Annotated in this window: 16 protein-coding genes, 1 tRNA gene and 1 pseudogene; 9 read left to right on the top strand and 9 right to left on the bottom strand. The window is 71.4% G+C overall.

Annotated features, from left to right (window positions below):
* Positions 1-1,023, bottom strand: a complete 1,023-nt coding sequence (locus ABZ154_RS02910) for a phosphotransferase family protein (protein ID WP_356828427.1) — start codon at positions 1,021-1,023, stop codon at positions 1-3.
* Positions 1,024-1,093: 70 nt separating this feature from the next.
* Here ABZ154_RS02910 and ABZ154_RS02905 point away from each other — a divergent pair.
* Positions 1,094-1,389: pseudogene (locus ABZ154_RS02905) on the top strand (glucarate dehydratase); the annotation flags it as partial.
* 93 nt (positions 1,390-1,482) lie between these two features.
* A complete protein-coding gene (locus ABZ154_RS02900; protein ID WP_356828425.1) occupies positions 1,483-2,418 on the top strand; it encodes an NADP-dependent oxidoreductase in 936 nt (311 codons plus the stop codon).
* Between the two features lie 14 nt (positions 2,419-2,432).
* Here the strand turns inward: ABZ154_RS02900 and ABZ154_RS02895 are convergent, their stop codons facing one another.
* The 3 genes from ABZ154_RS02895 to ABZ154_RS02885 form a co-directional block, all read right to left on the bottom strand.
* Positions 2,433-2,747 (bottom strand): DUF202 domain-containing protein, encoded by a 315-nt coding sequence (locus tag ABZ154_RS02895; RefSeq protein WP_356828423.1) that lies wholly within the window; start codon positions 2,745-2,747, stop codon positions 2,433-2,435.
* Positions 2,744-3,139: a DUF202 domain-containing protein gene (locus tag ABZ154_RS02890; RefSeq protein WP_356828421.1), complete on the bottom strand. Its 396-nt coding sequence runs from the start codon at positions 3,137-3,139 to the stop codon at positions 2,744-2,746. The genes ABZ154_RS02895 and ABZ154_RS02890 overlap by 4 nt, the downstream gene beginning before the upstream one ends.
* A 216-nt stretch (positions 3,140-3,355) precedes the next feature.
* Entirely contained in the window at positions 3,356-3,865 is a 510-nt protein-coding gene (locus ABZ154_RS02885) for an NUDIX domain-containing protein (protein WP_356828419.1), read from the bottom strand.
* Positions 3,866-4,005: 140 nt separating this feature from the next.
* On the opposite strand from ABZ154_RS02885, the gene ABZ154_RS02880 reads away from it, so the two are divergent.
* On the top strand, positions 4,006-5,658 hold the full coding sequence (locus ABZ154_RS02880) for an FAD-binding dehydrogenase (protein ID WP_356828417.1): 1,653 nt from the start codon (positions 4,006-4,008) through the stop codon (positions 5,656-5,658).
* Positions 5,659-5,766: 108 nt separating this feature from the next.
* Here ABZ154_RS02880 and ABZ154_RS02875 read toward each other — a convergent pair whose 3' ends face one another.
* Positions 5,767-6,210 (bottom strand): ASCH domain-containing protein, encoded by a 444-nt coding sequence (locus ABZ154_RS02875; RefSeq protein WP_356828415.1) that lies wholly within the window; start codon positions 6,208-6,210, stop codon positions 5,767-5,769.
* Positions 6,211-6,414: 204 nt separating this feature from the next.
* Here ABZ154_RS02875 and ABZ154_RS02870 point away from each other — a divergent pair, with 204 nt between their 5' ends.
* Positions 6,415-7,386, top strand: coding sequence for a hypothetical protein (locus ABZ154_RS02870; protein ID WP_356828413.1), 972 nt, complete (start codon positions 6,415-6,417; stop codon positions 7,384-7,386).
* A 62-nt stretch (positions 7,387-7,448) separates the two neighbouring features.
* Positions 7,449-9,029, top strand: a complete 1,581-nt coding sequence (locus tag ABZ154_RS02865; protein WP_356828411.1) for an APC family permease — start codon at positions 7,449-7,451, stop codon at positions 9,027-9,029.
* 75 nt (positions 9,030-9,104) lie between these two features.
* Here ABZ154_RS02865 and ABZ154_RS02860 read toward each other — a convergent pair whose 3' ends face one another.
* Together ABZ154_RS02860 and ABZ154_RS02855 are read right to left on the bottom strand one after the other, a co-directional pair.
* Positions 9,105-10,502: a gluconate:H+ symporter gene (locus ABZ154_RS02860; protein ID WP_356828409.1), complete on the bottom strand. Its 1,398-nt coding sequence runs from the start codon at positions 10,500-10,502 to the stop codon at positions 9,105-9,107.
* Positions 10,503-10,514: 12 nt separating this feature from the next.
* Positions 10,515-11,024 carry a gluconokinase gene (locus ABZ154_RS02855; RefSeq protein ID WP_356828407.1) on the bottom strand — a complete coding sequence of 170 codons (510 nt, stop codon included), beginning with the start codon at positions 11,022-11,024 and terminating at the stop codon, positions 10,515-10,517.
* A 131-nt stretch (positions 11,025-11,155) separates the two neighbouring features.
* Here ABZ154_RS02855 and ABZ154_RS02850 point away from each other — a divergent pair, with 131 nt between their 5' ends.
* The 3 genes from ABZ154_RS02850 (at position 11,156) to ABZ154_RS02840 (ending at position 13,642) form a co-directional block, all read left to right on the top strand.
* Complete coding sequence (locus tag ABZ154_RS02850) at positions 11,156-11,857, top strand: FCD domain-containing protein (protein WP_356828405.1); 702 nt, start codon at positions 11,156-11,158, stop codon at positions 11,855-11,857.
* Between the two features lie 70 nt (positions 11,858-11,927).
* Positions 11,928-13,013 (top strand): S-(hydroxymethyl)mycothiol dehydrogenase, encoded by a 1,086-nt coding sequence (locus ABZ154_RS02845; RefSeq protein ID WP_356828403.1) that lies wholly within the window; start codon positions 11,928-11,930, stop codon positions 13,011-13,013.
* Positions 13,013-13,642, top strand: a complete 630-nt coding sequence (locus ABZ154_RS02840) for an MBL fold metallo-hydrolase (RefSeq protein ID WP_356828401.1) — start codon at positions 13,013-13,015, stop codon at positions 13,640-13,642. Before ABZ154_RS02845 ends, ABZ154_RS02840 begins: the two co-directional genes overlap by 1 nt.
* A gap of 12 nt (positions 13,643-13,654) precedes the next feature.
* On the opposite strand, the gene ABZ154_RS02835 is transcribed toward ABZ154_RS02840, so the two are convergent.
* Both ABZ154_RS02835 and ABZ154_RS02830 read right to left on the bottom strand, forming a co-directional pair.
* Positions 13,655-14,590, bottom strand: a complete 936-nt coding sequence (locus ABZ154_RS02835) for an RluA family pseudouridine synthase (RefSeq protein ID WP_356828399.1) — start codon at positions 14,588-14,590, stop codon at positions 13,655-13,657.
* Between the two features lie 62 nt (positions 14,591-14,652).
* Positions 14,653-14,740, bottom strand: a tRNA-Leu gene (locus ABZ154_RS02830).
* A 183-nt stretch (positions 14,741-14,923) separates the two neighbouring features.
* On the opposite strand from ABZ154_RS02830, the gene ABZ154_RS02825 reads away from it, so the two are divergent.
* Positions 14,924-16,258 carry a M20/M25/M40 family metallo-hydrolase gene (locus ABZ154_RS02825; RefSeq protein ID WP_356828397.1) on the top strand — a complete coding sequence of 445 codons (1,335 nt, stop codon included), beginning with the start codon at positions 14,924-14,926 and terminating at the stop codon, positions 16,256-16,258.
* The last annotated feature ends 116 nt before the right edge of the window (positions 16,259-16,374 follow it).

The following is a 16,374-nucleotide window of genomic DNA, read 5'->3' as shown; positions in this document are numbered from 1 at the left end:
TCAGCCTTCCTGGAGGGTGGTGAGGCCGTGCTCGATGAAGACCGGGACCAGATCGCCGATCCGGTCGAAGCCGGCGCCGACGGTCTGGCCGAGGGTGTAGCGGTAGTGGATGCCCTCCAGGATCACGGCGAGCTTGAACCAGGCGAACGCGGTGTACCAGGAGATGGCGGAGGTGTCCCGGCCCGACCCGGCGGCGTACCGCTCGATCAGCTCGGCGGGGGAGGGGTGCCCGGCGGCGCCGCTGGTGGTGGAGACGGGGGAGTGCGGCAGATCGAGCTCGGAGCTGTACATCACGAGGAGCCCGAGGTCGGTCAGCGGATCGCCCAGGGTGGACATCTCCCAGTCCAGGACGGCGTTGATGCGGTCGTCCGGGCCGAGCAGCACGTTGTCCAGGCGGTAGTCGCCGTGGACGACGGTGGGTGCGGGCGAGGCGGGCAGCTCACGGCCCAGGGAGGCGTGCAGCTCGTCGATGCCGGCCAGGTCGCGGTTGCGGGAGGCGTCCAGCTGCTTGCCCCAGCGCCGCAACTGCCGGTCCAGGAACCCGTCCGGCCGCCCGAAGTCGCCGAGCCCGACGGCCACCGGGTCCACCGCGTGCAGGTCGACCAGCGTGTCGACGAGGGCGAGGACGGCGGCCCGGGTGCGCTCGGGGCCCAGCGGGGCGAGCTGTTCGGCCGTGCGGTACGGGGTGCCCTCGACGTGCTCCATGACGTAGAAGGGTGCCCCGAGCACCGTGTCGTCCGCGCAGAGCAGCACCGGCTCCGGCACGGGGACGGCGGTGGGGTGCAGGGCGCTGATCACCCGGTGCTCGCGCTTCATGTCGTGCGCGGTGGCCAGCACATGGCCCAGCGGCGGTCTGCGCACCACCCAGCGGCCGGTCCCGTCGGTGACGGTGTACGTCAGGTTCGAGCGGCCGCCCTCGATGAGCCGCGCTTCGAGGGGTCCGCTCACCAGCCCGGGCCGCTCGCGGTCGAGGTGTCCGCGCAGCAGCTCGGGGTCGAGACCTGGTGGGGGGACTGAGCTCATGGTGCGCACCTCCGGGGTGACGGAACGATCGCTGACCATGATGCCGACCAGTCGGTATGTCGTCCAGTCCCGGGCGGTCACCGATCCGCACGGGCTGTCCGCCCTGGCCGACGAGGTTGCGCGAGGACTCACGGGCCGCCGGGGACCGGGAGGCCGACCACCGGGTGGGACGCCGGCGGGCCGCGCGGTCCAGAGCGCCGACGAGATCCGCCTCTCCGCCGTCTCCGCCTGGAGGCGGCCTGCCTGGACGCCCTCGGCAAGGCGCCGGCCCCGCCCGTGCACGCGCTGCCCGGCGGGAAGGTCCGCGACACCGTCGAGTACAGCGCGTACCTCTCCTGCCGCTGGGCCGGCCGGCGTCCCGGAGCGGGTGACGCCGGTGATCCCGCGCCGGTGAGGGGACGGAGCCACGGTCGTACCGCTTGAGTTGCGTCCACCCCGCCGTGCGCGGAAGGTCGAGGAATGAAGGCGATCAGCTACAACGCGTACGGCTCGGCCGATGTCCTGGAATACGGCGAGCGGCCCGACCCCGTGGTCGGCCCCGACTCGGTCCTGGTGAAGGTGCGGGCAGCCGCCGTCAACCCGGTCGACTGGAAGGCCCGCGAGGGCTACCTCCAGGGCGGCCTCGAGGCCGTCTTCCCGGTGATCCCCGGCTGGGACGTCTCCGGTGTGGTCGTGCAACCGGGCATCGCCGTCGACGAGTTCGCGGTCGGGGACGAGGTGATCGGCTACGTCCGCGAGGACTTCCTCTCCCGCGGTACGTTCGCCGAGTACGTCGCCGCCCCCGTACGCACCCTCGCCCGCAAGCCGCTCAGCCTGAGCTTCGAGGAGGCCGCGGGCCTGCCGCTGGCCGGGCTCACCGCGTACCAGGTGCTGTACCGCACCCTGAAGATCCGCGAGGGCGACACCGTCCTCGTCCACGCGGCGGCGGGCGGCGTCGGCTCGCTCGCCGTGCAGCTCGCCCGTCACACCGGCTGCCGGGTCATCGGTACGGCGAGCGCCCACAACCACGACCACGTACGGAGCCTCGGCGCCGAACCCGTGGAGTACGGGGAGGGCCTCGCCGACCGGCTGCGGGAGCTGGCCCCCGAGGGCATCGGCGCCGCCTTCGACACGGTGGGCGGCGACGCGCTGAGGGTCTCGGCCGAGACCCTCGCCCCGGGCGGCCGACTCGCCTCGATCGCCGACAGTGAGGTCTTCTCCTACGGCGGCCGCTACGCCTTCGTCCGGCCCGACGCCGCCGACCTGGCCCAGCTCGCCGAGCTGGCCGAACAGGGCATTGTCACCGTCCACGTGGACCGGGTCTTCCCGCTGGAGCAGGCGGCCGACGCGTACCGCCTCAACCAGGAGGGACGCACCCGCGGCAAGATCGTGGTCACGGTGGACTGGGACGGCTGAACAACCCCGGGCACTCAGAACAGCATGGCCACCGCGAACACCGCGAACGCCACCGTGCACAGCGCCGCCGCCAGAGCCCCGCGCGGCGCGAGCGGCTCCGGCCGCGCCACCCCCATACGCCGCACCCTGAGGTGGGCCACCGCAAGGAGCCCCAGCCAGGCCGCCACGGTCAGTGCCAGGGCGACGAGCGCGGCCGGGGACGCGCCGCTGTGCAGCGCCTGCCGTCCGGCGAGCAGTGCCACCACCGTGGCGGACAGCGTGGTACGCCGCCAGGCGAGCCGGGTCCGCTCCGGCTGGAGCCCGGGGTCCCGGTCCACTGCCGCCGTCACCGGCCCTCCCAGCCGAAGAGGACCACCACCACCATCGCGACGGCCACGACCGCCACCACGATCCCCAGCACCGTCGGGAACAGGGAGACCGGCAGATCCTCCCCGCGCCGCATCGCCCGTTCGCACCGTACCCAGTGGTTGACCGCCCGCAGCGCGCACAGCACGCCCGCGGCGAGCAGCCCCAGGGCGAGCCCCGCCCGGACGCCCCAGGCCAGTTCCGGCAGGAACTGGTCCACGGCGAAACCGCCGCCGATCAGGGCCAGCGCCGTCCGGATCCAGGCGAGGAACGTCCGCTCGTTGGCCAGGGAGAACCGGTAGTCGGGGGTGGCCCCCTCGTCCCGGATCCGCTGCGGTGCGAACCACAGGCGTACGCTCGGCGCGATCTTGTTCACATGGGCACCCTACGCGGGTGGGCCAGTAGCCAGGTCTCGATGGCCGGGGTCCGGCCCGAGACGCGGTCGATGTCGTGCCGCTCCCGTCGGGCAGCGCCAAACCGGCTGTGTCCCTGGCCGCCGCCCCGGCCTGCACCCGGCAGGCAGCCGGTCAGCAGCGCGAGCCGTCCGAGCCCCGAGAGCTGGAAAGCGGCCTCCCTGCCCTGGCGTCGCAGATCAGGCGGACCGGAACTTCTTCAGCCGCCGGTACGCCTCCACCCCGTCCGGCACCCACGGCCACCGACCGAGACACTCCTCCAGCTCCGCCTCGTCCAGGAAGGTGTGCCAGGCGACCTCCTCGGTCTGCGGGGCCACCGGAAGCTCGCACCGGACCTGGTAGACGGCGGACCACCAGGAGTGCTTGTCACCGGTGTAGAGGAACCGGAACAGCGGCTCGGGCTTCGGCAGCCCCGAGACCCCCAGCTCCTCCTCCGCCTCGCGCAGCGCCGCCTCGTCGTAGGACTCGCCCGCGCCCACCACCCCTCCCACGAACATGTCGTAGTGGGAGGGGAAGAGCAGCTTGGTCGCCGTCCGGCGGTGGACGAACAGGCGCCCCTGCGCATCGCGCGCCTCGATGAAGACGCAGCGGTGCCGCAGGCCCCGGGCGGTCGCCTCGCCGCGCGGGGCCTGCCCGATGACCTCGTCGTTCTCGTCGACGATGTCCAGGATCTCGTCAGAAGGCGTCATGCGTTTCATCCAACAGCACCCGGGTGGTTGACGTGGCAGCGGCCGGTACCCAAGATCTGACGCACGGGTAACTTGCCCGCCCGCTGAACCTCTCCGAGTCTCCCCGGGCCCTCCCGAGCCTCCCCGACAGGATGGAACCCATGGCGTACGACGCTGATGTGATCGTGATCGGGGCAGGGCTCGCCGGACTCGTGGCCGCCGCCGAGCTGGTCGACGCCGGCCGTTCCGTGATCGTCCTCGACCAGGAGCCCGAACAGTCGCTCGGCGGGCAGGCCCACTGGTCCTTCGGTGGCCTCTTCCTCGTCGACTCGCCCGAGCAGCGCCGGCTGAGGATCAAGGACAGCCGGGAGCTGGCCCTCCAGGACTGGTACGGCACCGCCGGGTTCGACCGCAAGGAGGATCACTGGCCCAAGAAGTGGGCCGAGGCGTACGTCGACTTCGCGGCCGGCGAGAAGCGCTCCTGGCTGCACCAGCAGGGGCTGCGGATCTTCCCGGTCGTCGGCTGGGCCGAGCGCGGCGGCTACGACGCCACCGGCCACGGCAACTCCGTACCCCGCTTCCACATCACCTGGGGCACCGGCCCCGGCGTCGTGGCGCCCTTCGAACGGCGGGTCCGCGAGGGCGTCGCCAAGGGGCTCGTCCAGCTGAGGTTCCGCCACCGCGTCACCGGCCTGGCCCGCACGGCCGGGGCGCTGGACACGGTCACCGGCGAGATCCTGGAGCCGAGCGGGGCCGAGCGAGGCACCGCCAGCAGCCGGCAGGCGACCGGAGCCTTCGAGCTCAGGGCCCAGGCGGTGATCGTCACTTCGGGAGGCATCGGCGGCAACCACGACCTGGTCCGCTCCCAGTGGCCCGAGCGCCTCGGCACCCCGCCCGAGAAGCTGCTCTCCGGCGTCCCCGCCCATGTCGACGGCCTGATGCTGGGCATCGCCGAGGAGGCGGGCGCGCACCACATCAACCGGGACCGGATGTGGCACTACACCGAGGGCATCGAGAACTGGAACCCGATCTGGTCCAAGCACGGGATCCGTATCCTGCCCGGCCCCTCATCCCTCTGGCTGGACGCCCGGGGCAAGCGGCTGCCGGTCCCGCTCTTCCCCGGCTTCGACACGCTCGGCACCCTCGAGCACATCATGAAGTCCGGCCACGGCTACACCTGGTTCGTGCTCAACCAGCGGATCATCGGCAAGGAGTTCGCCCTCTCCGGCTCCGAGCAGAACCCGGACCTGACCGGCAGGTCGGTCCGCGACGTGATCGGCCGGGCCCGCGCGGCCGTGCCCGCACCGGTCAAGGCGTTCATGGACCACGGAGCGGACTTCGTCGTGGAGAGGGACCTCGACGCGCTGGTCCGGGGCATGAACGCGGTCAGCGGCGACGGCCTGATCGACGTTGAGGAGCTGCGCCGCGAGATCACCGCCCGAGACCGGGAGATCGCCAACCCCTTCACCAAGGACCTCCAGGTCACCGCGATCCACGGCGCCCGCGCCTACCTCGGCGACCGCCTCATCCGCACCGCCAAGCCGCACCGCGTTCTGGACCCGGCGGCGGGCCCGCTCATCGCCGTACGCCTCAACATCCTGACCCGTAAGTCCCTGGGCGGCCTGGAGACGGACCTCTCCTCCCAGGTCCTGACAGCGGACGGCACCCCGCTCCCCGGCCTGTACGCGGCGGGCGAGGCGGCGGGCTTCGGCGGCGGCGGGGTCCACGGCTACCGCTCGTTGGAGGGCACGTTCCTGGGCGGCTGCATCTTCTCGGGCCGAGCGGCGGGAAGGGCGGCGGCGCAAGCCCTGTAAGCCTCTCCGGCACAGCCCTGTAAGCCCCTCCGGCGATGGAGGAGCGGGGCCCGGGGCGGCGCCCCGGCGTCCACCCGGCCGAAGCCCCGCGGGGAACCCCGGGGGGTCTCACCCGGGGGCCCCGCCCCCATCCAACCTCCGCACCACCCGAAACCGCTCAGCCACGATCATCGTCCCGTCATCCACGGTGAACGCCGGATCCCCCATCGCCTCCCGCATCTCGTCGCTGTGCCAGAACGCCTCATGCCCCGCTCGCCATTCGGCCACCGACCGATACCCCTCGCCCTCGTCGAGCGCATGCTGCAGACCGACCTCACCGAGCGGCAGCACCCGTACCCCGGTCATCTCCAGCACCGCCACCTCCCGCCCCTCCGAGTCGATCAGTGCGGACCGTTCGCCCACCGGCGGAAGCTCCTCCCGCTCCAGCTCGTACTCGGCCAACAGCCCGGAGGTGGACACCTTTTCACCGGAGAGAACCGCCGCCACCAGCCGGTCGCGCAACGGGCCGGGAAAGGCGAGGAGGAAGGGTTTCAGAGTTTCGCGAGGCTCCATGCCGCCAGTGTGTCAGGCGTCACTCCCCACCCGCCCACCCCACCCGCACGCTGGGCGAACACCTTTCGCGGCGCGACGACTTCCAGCCAACTATTCGGAATGGGAGCGGAGTTGGTAGAGACCACCTCTTGACTCGGAGCATTCCCTACCGCTTTGCTGTGCGCGATCATCTGCTCGCACACCGCGTCGAAAGAAGTCTGCGGCATGTCCCCGCCTCCGCCGCCCCTGGGCCGCTCCCGCCGCCGGGGCGGTCGCCCGGACCACGCCTTCGACCCGGCCCTGGACGACCAGGACCTCATCGACGCCCGCAGCCAGTTCACCCAAGGGCGCTGGGCCGACGCCCGCGCCCTGCTGGTGACCACCGGGAAGGACTGGGACCGCCGGGGACACCGCGCCCTGGGCCTCGCCGAGATCCCCTCCGCCGTGGACTGGGCCAGCGACTGGCTGCTCGCCGAACCCGAGAGCGCGGACGCCGCCACCCTCCTGGGCTGCGCCTGTGTCGTACGGGCCCTGCGCCCCAAGGCCAAGGCCGACGACGCCGCCCGCGCCAGGCGGGCCTGTCTCGCCGCCGCCCGGATCACCCCCGACGACCCCACCCCGTGGCTGGCCCTGCTCCTCCTGGACCGGAGCCGCGACGACGGCGGGGACGAGACCGGCAGGCTCTTCGAAGAGGTCCGCTCCCGCCACCCCGAGCACCACCACGCCCACCACGTGATGACCGCGCAGCTGGCCGAGAGCCGCCCCGACAGCGGCCAGGACCCGCTCCACGAGGTGTACGACTTCGCCGCCTGGGCCGCCGAACAGGCGCCGGCCGACTCGCCGCTCGCGGTGCTCCCGGTCGTCGCCCATGCCGAGCGCTACCGCGTACTCGTGGCCGCCGGCAGCGAGCCGGACGACCCGGTGGCGTCCGGGCACTGGTCGGGACGGCGGGCCCGGCAGGTGATGAAGGCGGCCTTCGACTGGTGGCTGGAGTGGGAGCGCGAGGACCACCCCCGCCACCGCGTCGACCTCAACTTCCTGGCCCACGCGAAGGTCTGCGAGGGCCGGACCGCCGAGGCCGCAGCCCTCTTCCACCGCATCGGCCCGCACGCCACGGCCGCCCCCTGGTCATATGCCGGCCGCGACCCGTACGCCGCGTTCACCGCCGCCCGGGACCACGCACTCGGCACCCCCTGATCAGTGCCTCACCGAGCACCGAAGACCAAGGAACCAGAACCGAAGAAGGGACCACCCCCGCCATGTCGACGGGCAGTTCATCTCCAGGCAAGACCCGGCAGACCGGCACCACCAGGCTGACGGGCGATACCGGCGGGATCAACACCTACAAGGGTGAGGACCGCGCCCTGCGGGCCAACCGCCTCGGCACCCCCGGCCTGCTGCTCTCCGTGCTCGCCGCCAGCGCCCCCCTGATGGTGGTCGCCGGGGTGATGCCCACGGTCTTCGGCGTGATGGGCATCGTCGGCCAGCCCCTGCTCTACGTGATCCTCGGCGCCGTCCTGATGCTGTTCAGCGTCGGTTACGCGGAGATGAGCCGCCACGTCCACAACGCCGGCGCCTTCTACGCGTACATCTCCCGGGGCCTCGGCCCGACGGCCGGTGCCGGAGCCTCGCTCGTGGCGCTGGTGGCGTACAGCGCGATGCAGGTCGGCATCTACGGGATCCTCGGCTTCGAGGTCTCCGTCATCCTCTCCACGTACGCCGGCATCGACGTGCAGTGGTGGATACCCGCACTGATCTCGGTGGTCGTGGTCGGCATCCTCGGCTGGCTGAAGATCGACCTCAACGCCAAGGTGCTCGGCGTCCTGCTGGTCATCGAGTGCCTCCTCGTCGTGATCTTCGACATCGCCGCCGTCTCCGACCCGGGCCCCGAGGGACTCTCGTTCCAGGCGTTCGCCCCCGAGACCCTCACGGGCGCCGGGCTCTCCACCGCGCTCTGCTTCTGCATCGCCGCGTTCGTCGGCTTCGAACAGGCGCCGGTCTACGCCGAGGAGACCAGCCGCCCGCAGATCGTGGTCTCCCGGGTGATGTTCCTCGCGGTGGGCTACGCGGCGCTGTTCCTCGCCATCAGCTCCTGGGCCCTGACCGTCGCCGCCGGGCCCGGCTTCATCGCCGACACCTCCCTCAAGGAGGGCCCGGGCATGCTGTTCGGCCTCACCGAGGAGCGGCTCGGCTCGACCTTCACCGACGTCCTGCACATTCTCTTCGTCACCGGCATGTTCGCGGCGCTCCTCAGCTTCCACAACGTGGTCGCCCGCTACGCGTTCGCCATGGGCCGCGAGGGCCTGCTGCCCGCCCGCTTCGGCCGCACCAACCGGGCGAGCGGTGCCCCCGGCACCGGCTCGCTGCTCCAGTCCGTCATCTCCGTCGTCATCGTGCTGGCCTTCGCCTTCTCCGACGACAACCACATCGGCGACCCCACCGTCCCCGTGCTGCGCCTGTTCACCTGGATGGGCAACGTCGGCGCGCTGGGCATCATCCTGCTGATGGCCGCCGCCTCGTTCGCCGTCATCGCCTTCTTCGTCAAGCGCGGCGCGGGCCGCGCCCAGGCCCCGCGCCTGGTCGCCTCCGGCCTGGCCGGGGTCGCGCTCCTGTCGATCGCCGTCTTCACCGTCCGCGACTTCGACGTCCTCGTGGGCTCCGGCTCCGGCTCGGCCCTCAACTGGCTGCTGCCCGGCGTGATCGTCCTCGCCCTCGTCGGCGGTCTGGTCTACGGAGCGGTCCTGCGCAAGGTCAAGCCAGAGGTGCACGCCCGGATCGGTCTCGGCAACGAGGCGTTCCAGCTGGAGAAGGCGGCCGAGGGCGAGGCCACCCGCCGCTGAACACCCCGTACGCAAGAACGCGCCCGCCCCGGTGGAATCCACCGGGGCGGGCGCGTTGTCACGTACCGGGGGCCGCTACAACAACAGCGACAGCAGCATGATGAAGGCCATCGCGACCACCGAGATGATCGTCTCCATCACCGACCAGGTCTTCACGGTCTGGCCGACGTCCATCCCGAAGTACTCCTTCACCAGCCAGAACCCGGCGTCGTTCACATGGCTGAAGAAGAGCGAACCGGCGCCGACCGCGAGGACCAGCAGGGCCGCGTGCGCGGTCGACATGTCGGCCGCGAGTGGGGCGACCAGGCCGGCGGCGGAGATCGTGGCGACCGTGGCCGAGCCGGTGGCGAGGCGGATCGCGACGGCGATCAGCCAGCCGAGCAGCAGGGCGGGGATCGACCAGTTCTCGGAGAAGTCCAGGATCATCTGACCGACCCCGGCGTCGATCAGCGTCTGCTTGAAGCCACCGCCGGCGCCGACGATCAGCAGGATCCCGGCGATCGGGGCGAGCGACTTCTCCACGGTCCCGGCAAGCCTGCCCTTGGTGAACCCGGCGGCCCGGCCGAGGGTGAACATGCCGAGCAGGACGGCGGCGAGCAGGGCGATCAGCGGCGAGCCGACCACGTCCGTCACCCGCTGGACGCTGTTCTCGGGATCGTCGGTGACGATCTCGACGAACGCCTTGAGCAGCATCAGAACGACCGGCAGCAGGATCGTCACCAGGGTGGCCGCGAAGCTGGGGCGGCGGTCCAGGTCCTCGGACGGGCGCTGCGGGATCATCTTCTCCGGCGGCTCGATGTCCACCCAGCGCGCGGCGTAACGGGCGAAGACCGGCCCGGCGATGACCACGGTAGGGATGGCGACCAGCACACCGAGCGCCAGCGTCACACCGAGGTTGGCGTCCAGGGCGTCGATCGCGACCAGCGGGCCGGGGTGCGGCGGAATGAGCCCGTGCATCACGGAGAGCCCGGCCAGCGCCGGGATACCGATCCGCATCAGGGAGAAGTTGCCGCGCTTGGCGACGAGCAGCACCACCGGGATCATCAGCACGATCCCGACCTCGAAGAAGAGCGGCAGCCCGATGATCGAGGCGATGAGGACCATCGCCCACGGCATGGCCCCCCGGCTCGCCCTCGCCAGGATGGTGTCGACGATCTGGTCGGCCCCGCCGGAGTCGGCGAGCAGCTTGCCCAGGATGGCGCCGAGCGCGATGAGGACGCCGACGCTCGCGACGGTGGAGCCGAGGCCCGCCGTGAAGCTGGCGATCGTGTCGGCCGGGGCCGCTCCCGCGAAGGAGCCGAGCGCCAGCGAACCGAGGGTCAGGGCCAGGAACGCGTGCATCCTGAGTCTGGTGATCAGGAGAACGATGACGGCGATGCCCGCCAGTACGGCGATGCCCAACTGCGCGTTGCCTGCCGAAGTGATCGGTTCGGCGGCGTCCGCTGCCAGCATCTCGACGCTGAGACTGGTCACGGTGATAAGTCCTTAGATGTCGAGCCGGCGCAGCGCGGCGACGGCTCGCTGGGTGATTTCCTCGGGGGTGCCGGACACGTCGACGTCCACCCCGGCCTCATCGGCCTGGAGCGGCTGCAGCGTCGCGAACTGGGAGTCGAGCAGCGCGGTGGGCATGAAGTGGCCTTTGCGGTCCGCCATCCGCTCCTCGATCAGCGCCCGGTCGCCGGTCAGATGCAGAAACAGGGCGTCGGGCGCCCCGGCCCGCAGGCGGTCGCGGTAGGACCGCTTGAGGGCCGAGCTGGAGACGACCCCGCCGAGCCCCGCCCGCCCGTGCGCCCACTCACCGATGGCATCGAGCCACGGCCACCGGTCATCGTCGTCCAGGGGGGTGCCGGCCGACATCTTCTCGATGTTCGCCGGCGGATGGAAGTCGTCGCCCTCGGCGTACGGAACGCCGAGTTCGGCGGCGAGCAGGGGACCGATCGTGGTCTTGCCGGTTCCTGCTACGCCCATCACCACGACGACGTGGGGGGTGCTCATGGAGTGCCTCGCTGTCTTCTTCGACATCGGTCCGTCGCGCTACTGAAACCTATTAGGTACGACTTATTCAAGAGCCTGTGACGTATACGTCGTACTTTTTGTTCCCGAGGGTCGCCCCGTAGGCTTGCCCCATGACCACACAGAGCCAGGGGCTGCATACACATGTGCTGGACACCCTGGGTCTGGAGATCTCCTCCGGCCAGTGCCCGCCCGGCAGCGTCCTGCGCACCGACGAACTGGCCCAGCGCTTCGACGTCTCCCGTACGGTCGTCCGCGAAGTGGTCCGGGTCCTGGAGTCCATGCACCTGGTCGAGTCCCGCCGCCGGGTCGGGGTGACCGTCCGCCCCACCGAGACCTGGAACGTCTACGACCCCCAGGTCATCCGCTGGCGCCTGGCCGGCTCCGACCGCCCGCGCCAGCTGCGCTCCCTCACCGTGCTGCGCTCCGCGATCGAACCGGTCGCAGCCTCCCTCGCAGCCCGCCACGCCACCGCCGACCAGTGCGCCGAGCTGACCGAACGCGCCCTCGGTATGGTCGCCACCTCGCGCGGCCAGCAGCTGGAGGGCTACCTCGAACACGACATCGCCTTCCACCGGATCGTCCTCAACGCCTCCGGCAACGAGATGTTCGCCCGCCTGGGGGATGTCGTCGCCGAGGTCCTGGCCGGCCGCACCCACCACCAGGTGATGTTCGAGGACCCCGACCCGGCCGCCGTCACCCTGCACGTACGGCTCGCCGAGGCGGTCCGCGAGGGCGACCCGGAGGCGGCGGAGCGGATCACCAAGGAGATCGCGGTCGGCGCCCTGCACGAGCTGGACGTGCTGGCTCCCTAGAGGGTGTCCCGAGGCGTACGGTGGTCGGCGTTCGATCTTCGCGAAGCGCGGGAGCAGGGAGACCAGGGTTATGCCACAGCAGGTGCAAGGGGTCGTCGCACCGGGAAAGAACGAGCCGGTGCGGGTCGAGACGATCGTCATCCCCGACCCCGGTCCCGGCGAGGCCGTCGTGAAGATCCAGGCGTGCGGCGTCTGCCACACCGACCTGCACTACAAGCAGGGCGGCATCAACGACGAGTTCCCCTTCCTCCTCGGCCACGAGGCGGCGGGCGTCGTGGAGTCGGTCGGCGAGGGCGTCACGGACGTCGCCCCCGGCGACTTCGTCATCCTCAACTGGCGTGCGGTGTGCGGGCAGTGTCGCGCCTGTCTGCGCGGCCGCCCCTGGTACTGCTTCGACACCCACAACGCGAAGCAGAAGATGACCCTGCTCGACGGCACGGCGCTGTCGCCCGCCCTCGGCATCGGCGCCTTCGCGGAGAAGACCCTGGTCGCCTCCGGTCAGTGCACCAAGGTCGACCCCGAGGTCTCCCCGGCCGTCGCCGGGCTGCTCGGCTGCGGCGTGATGGCCGGCATCGGTGCCGCCATCAACACCGGACAGGTGGGCCGCGGGGACTCGGTCGCCGTCATCGGCTGCGGCGGCGTCGGTGACGCGGCCGTCGCCGGAGCCCGGCTGGCCGGCGCGGCGAAGATCATCGCGGTCGACATCGACGACCGCAAGCTGGAGACGGCGCAGAAGATGGGCGCCACGCACACCGTCAACTCCCGCTCCACCGACCCGGTCGAGGCGATCCGCGCCCTCACCGACGGCAACGGCGCCGACGTCGTCATCGAGGCCGTCGGCCGCCCGGAGACGTACGAACAGGCCTTCTACGCCCGCGACCTCGCCGGAACGGTCGTCCTCGTCGGCGTCCCCACCCCGGACATGAAGCTCGAACTGCCGCTCCTGGACGTCTTCGGCCGCGGCGGCTCGCTCAAGTCCTCCTGGTACGGCGACTGCCTGCCCTCCCGCGACTTCCCGATGCTCGTCGACCTCCACCAGCAGGGCCGCCTCGACCTCGCCGCGTTCGTCACCGAGACCATCGGCCTGGGCGACATCGAGCAGGCCTTCGCCCGGATGCATGACGGCGACGTCCTCCGCTCGGTGGTGGTCTTCTGATGACCGCCCGCATCGACCACCTGGTCACCTCCGGCACCTTCGCCCTCGACGGCGGCGAGTGGGACGTCGACAACAACGTCTGGATCGTCGGCGACGACACCGAGGCGATCGTCATCGACGCCGCCCACGACGCAGCCGCCATCGAAGCCGCGCTCGCAGGCCGTACGCTGCGCGCCATCGTCTGCACCCACGCGCACAACGACCACATCGACGCCGCCCCGGCCCTCGCCGAGGCCACCGGCGCCCCGATCCTGCTCCACCCGGACGACCTTCCGCTCTGGCAGCAGACCCACCCGGACCGCGCCCCCGACGGCGAACTGACCGACGGCCAGGAGCTGGAGGTGGCGGGCACCACCCTCAAGGTCCTGCACACCCCGGGCCACGCCCCCGGCGGCATCTGCCTCCACGCCCCCGGGCTGGCCACGGTCTTCACCGGCGACACGCTCTTCCAGGGAGGCCCCGGCGCCACCGGCCGGTCCTTCTCCGACTTCCCGACGATCATCGACTCGATCCGGGACCGGCTGCTCACGCTCCCGGGCGACACCGCCGTCCGCACGGGCCACGGAGACCCCACCACCATCGGCGCGGAAGCCCCGCACCTCGACGACTGGATCAACCGCGGCCACTGAGCACCGCGTACGTCACCCCTCGGGCCAGGCGGAGAGCCGCAGCCCGCTCTCGAAGCGGCGCGGCTCCCCGCTGACCGGGTCGGTGAACTCCAGCCGCCGCGCCAACAGCTGGAGGGGCCGGGAGAAGTCCTCCGCCCCCTCCGGCTCCACCACCGGGTACAGCGGATCGTGGACGATCGGCACCCCCAACGCGTTCATATGCACCCGCAGCTGATGCGTACGCCCGGTAGCGGGCAGCAACCGGTAGCGGCCGAGCCCGCCACGCCGCTCCACCAGCTCCACCCGGCTCTCACTGTTCGCCTCACCGGGCTCCTCCCGGGCGGCGAGCACCCCGCGCTCCTTCACGATCCGGCTCCGTACGGTCCGGGGAAGGACGAGCTCCGGGTCGTACGGGGCCACCGCCTCGTACTCCTTGCCCACCAGCCGGTCCCGGAACAGCGTCTGGTACGCGCCCCGCTCCTCGGGCCGCACCACGAAGAGCACGAGCCCCGCCGTCAGCCGGTCCAGCCGGTGCGCGGGCTGGAGCGCGGGCACTCCCAGCTCCCGCCGCAGCCGGGCCACCGCGGTCTCGGTGATGTGCCGCCCCCGGGGCGTGGTGGCGAGGAAGGGGGGCTTGTCGGCGACCACGAGACGCTCGTCCCGGTACACGATCCCGATGGGGAAGGGCACCGGTTCCTCGGCCGCGAAGTCCCGGTGGAACCAGATGCTCCGCCCGACGGCGTACGGCTCACCGCCCCGCACAGCGCTCCCGTCGGCCGCCACGAACCGCCCCGCGTCGAGCATCGCGTGAACTCGCGCGGCCCCGATCGCCCCACCGAACCGCGCGACGAGATGCTCCCCGACGTTTCCCCACACCCCGTCGGGGTCCTCCGGCAGCCGCACCCGTACGGCGTCGATCCCGTCCCGCTGAGGCAGGGGCCCGGCGGACGCCTTCCTGCGGCCCCTCATCCTCACCCCTTTCCTGCCGAAGCCGGTGACGCAAAAGAGCCCCACCGAAGTGGGGCTCCTCCTGGTGTCCGAGGGGGGACTTGAACCCCCACGCCCGATAAAGGGCACTAGCACCTCAAGCTAGCGCGTCTGCCATTCCGCCACCCGGACAAGGTGTCTGTCTCGCGGGCCGTGCCCGTTCCGACGTGGAAAACCATAGCAAACATTCGGGGGTGCTCGATCACGCCCCGATGGCTGTGAACGGTGCGTGACGGGGGATGCACGGCCTTGGGTGTGGGCCGTGGGCGCGGGAGGATGAAGGGGAGCACCACAGCGACAGCGGAAGGAAGCAGCGTGAGCGAGAGCAGCACGGGCAGCACCGTCAGCGGCGGCAACGCCGAGAGGGAGGTCGTGGACCTCTGTCGTGACCTGATCCGGATCGACACCAGCAACTACGGCGACCACTCCGGCCCCGGTGAGCGGCTCGCCGCCGAGTACGTGGCCGAGAAGCTCGCCGAGGTCGGCCTGGAGCCGCAGATCTTCGAATCGCACAAGGGTCGCGCCTCCACCGTCGCCCGGATCGAGGGCGAGGACCCCTCCCGGCCCGCCCTGCTCATCCACGGGCACACCGACGTCGTCCCCGCCAACGCGGCGGACTGGACGCACGACCCGTTCTCGGGTGAGATCGCGGACGGCTGCGTGTGGGGCCGGGGCGCCGTCGACATGAAGGACATGGACGCGATGACGCTCGCGGTCGTACGCGAGCGGATGCGCACCGGCCGCAAGCCCCCGCGCGACATCGTGCTGGCCTTCGTCGCGGACGAGGAGGCGGGCGGTACGTACGGGGCCCGCTACCTCGTCGACAACCACCCGGGGCTCTTCGAGGGCGTCAACGAGGCGATCAGCGAGGTCGGCGGGTTCTCGTTCACCGTCAACGAGAAGCTGCGCCTCTATCTGGTGGAGACGGCCCAGAAGGGCATGCACTGGATGAAGCTCACCGTGGACGGCACCGCCGGGCACGGGTCGATGATCCACAAGGACAACGCCATCACGGAGCTGTCCGAGGCGGTCGGGCGGCTGGGGCGGCACAAGTTCCCCGTCCGCGTCACCAAGACGCTGCGGCACTTCCTGGACGAGCTCTCGGACGCGTTGGGCACCGAGCTGGACCCGGAGAACATGGACGAGACGCTGGCCAAGCTGGGCGGCATCTCCAAGCTGATCGGGGCCTCCCTGCAGAACACCGCCAACCCCACCCAGCTCGGCGCCGGCTACAAGGTCAACGTGATCCCGGGCCAGGCCACCGCCCATGTGGACGGCCGTTACCTGCCGGGGTACGAGGAGGAGTTCCTCGCCGACCTGGACCGGATCCTGGGCCCCAACGTGAAGCGCGAGGACGTGCACGCCGACAAGGCGCTGGAGACCACGTTCGACGGCGCGCTGGTCGACGCCATGCAGACCGCGCTGGTCGCCGAGGACCCGATCGCCCGGGCCGTGCCGTACATGCTCTCGGCCGGCACCGACGCCAAGTCCTTCGACGACCTGGGCATCCGGGGCTTCGGCTTCGCCCCGCTGAAGCTGCCGCCGGAGCTGGACTTCGCCGGAATGTTCCACGGGGTCGACGAGCGGGTCCCGGTGGACGGTCTGCAGTTCGGCGTGCGGGTGCTCGACCGGTTCATCGACCACTGCTGACCGGGCCCGCGCGAACTGCTGACCGGCCCGCACGAACCACCGACCGGTTCCGTGCGTTATTCGAGTGCCTGTGCGTACGTGACCGAAAGGGTGAAACGCGCCGTTCATGCGTAGCC

The sequence above is a fragment of the Streptomyces sp. NPDC006261 genome, from assembly GCF_040613515.1.
Lineage (GTDB): Bacteria > Actinomycetota > Actinomycetes > Streptomycetales > Streptomycetaceae > Streptomyces.
This window is presented reverse-complemented; position numbering and strand designations above follow the sequence as displayed.

What these genes read in the sequence shown, in the direction of transcription:
- ABZ154_RS02845 (WP_356828403.1), top strand. Translation starts at nt 11,928, where the DNA reads ATGCCACAGCAGGTGCAAGGGGTCGTCGCACCGGGAAAGAACGAGCCG.
- ABZ154_RS02900 (WP_356828425.1), top strand. Translation starts at nt 1,483, where the DNA reads ATGAAGGCGATCAGCTACAACGCGTACGGCTCGGCCGATGTCCTGGAA.
- ABZ154_RS02885 (WP_356828419.1), bottom strand. Translation starts at nt 3,865, where the DNA reads ATGACGCCTTCTGACGAGATCCTGGACATCGTCGACGAGAACGACGAG.
- ABZ154_RS02870 (WP_356828413.1), top strand. Translation starts at nt 6,415, where the DNA reads ATGTCCCCGCCTCCGCCGCCCCTGGGCCGCTCCCGCCGCCGGGGCGGT.
- ABZ154_RS02855 (WP_356828407.1), bottom strand. Translation starts at nt 11,024, where the DNA reads ATGAGCACCCCCCACGTCGTCGTGGTGATGGGCGTAGCAGGAACCGGC.
- ABZ154_RS02880 (WP_356828417.1), top strand. Translation starts at nt 4,006, where the DNA reads ATGGCGTACGACGCTGATGTGATCGTGATCGGGGCAGGGCTCGCCGGA.
- ABZ154_RS02910 (WP_356828427.1), bottom strand. Translation starts at nt 1,023, where the DNA reads ATGAGCTCAGTCCCCCCACCAGGTCTCGACCCCGAGCTGCTGCGCGGA.
- ABZ154_RS02840 (WP_356828401.1), top strand. Translation starts at nt 13,013, where the DNA reads ATGACCGCCCGCATCGACCACCTGGTCACCTCCGGCACCTTCGCCCTC.
- ABZ154_RS02835 (WP_356828399.1), bottom strand. Translation starts at nt 14,590, where the DNA reads ATGAGGGGCCGCAGGAAGGCGTCCGCCGGGCCCCTGCCTCAGCGGGAC.
- ABZ154_RS02875 (WP_356828415.1), bottom strand. Translation starts at nt 6,210, where the DNA reads ATGGAGCCTCGCGAAACTCTGAAACCCTTCCTCCTCGCCTTTCCCGGC.
- ABZ154_RS02850 (WP_356828405.1), top strand. Translation starts at nt 11,156, where the DNA reads ATGACCACACAGAGCCAGGGGCTGCATACACATGTGCTGGACACCCTG.
- ABZ154_RS02865 (WP_356828411.1), top strand. Translation starts at nt 7,449, where the DNA reads ATGTCGACGGGCAGTTCATCTCCAGGCAAGACCCGGCAGACCGGCACC.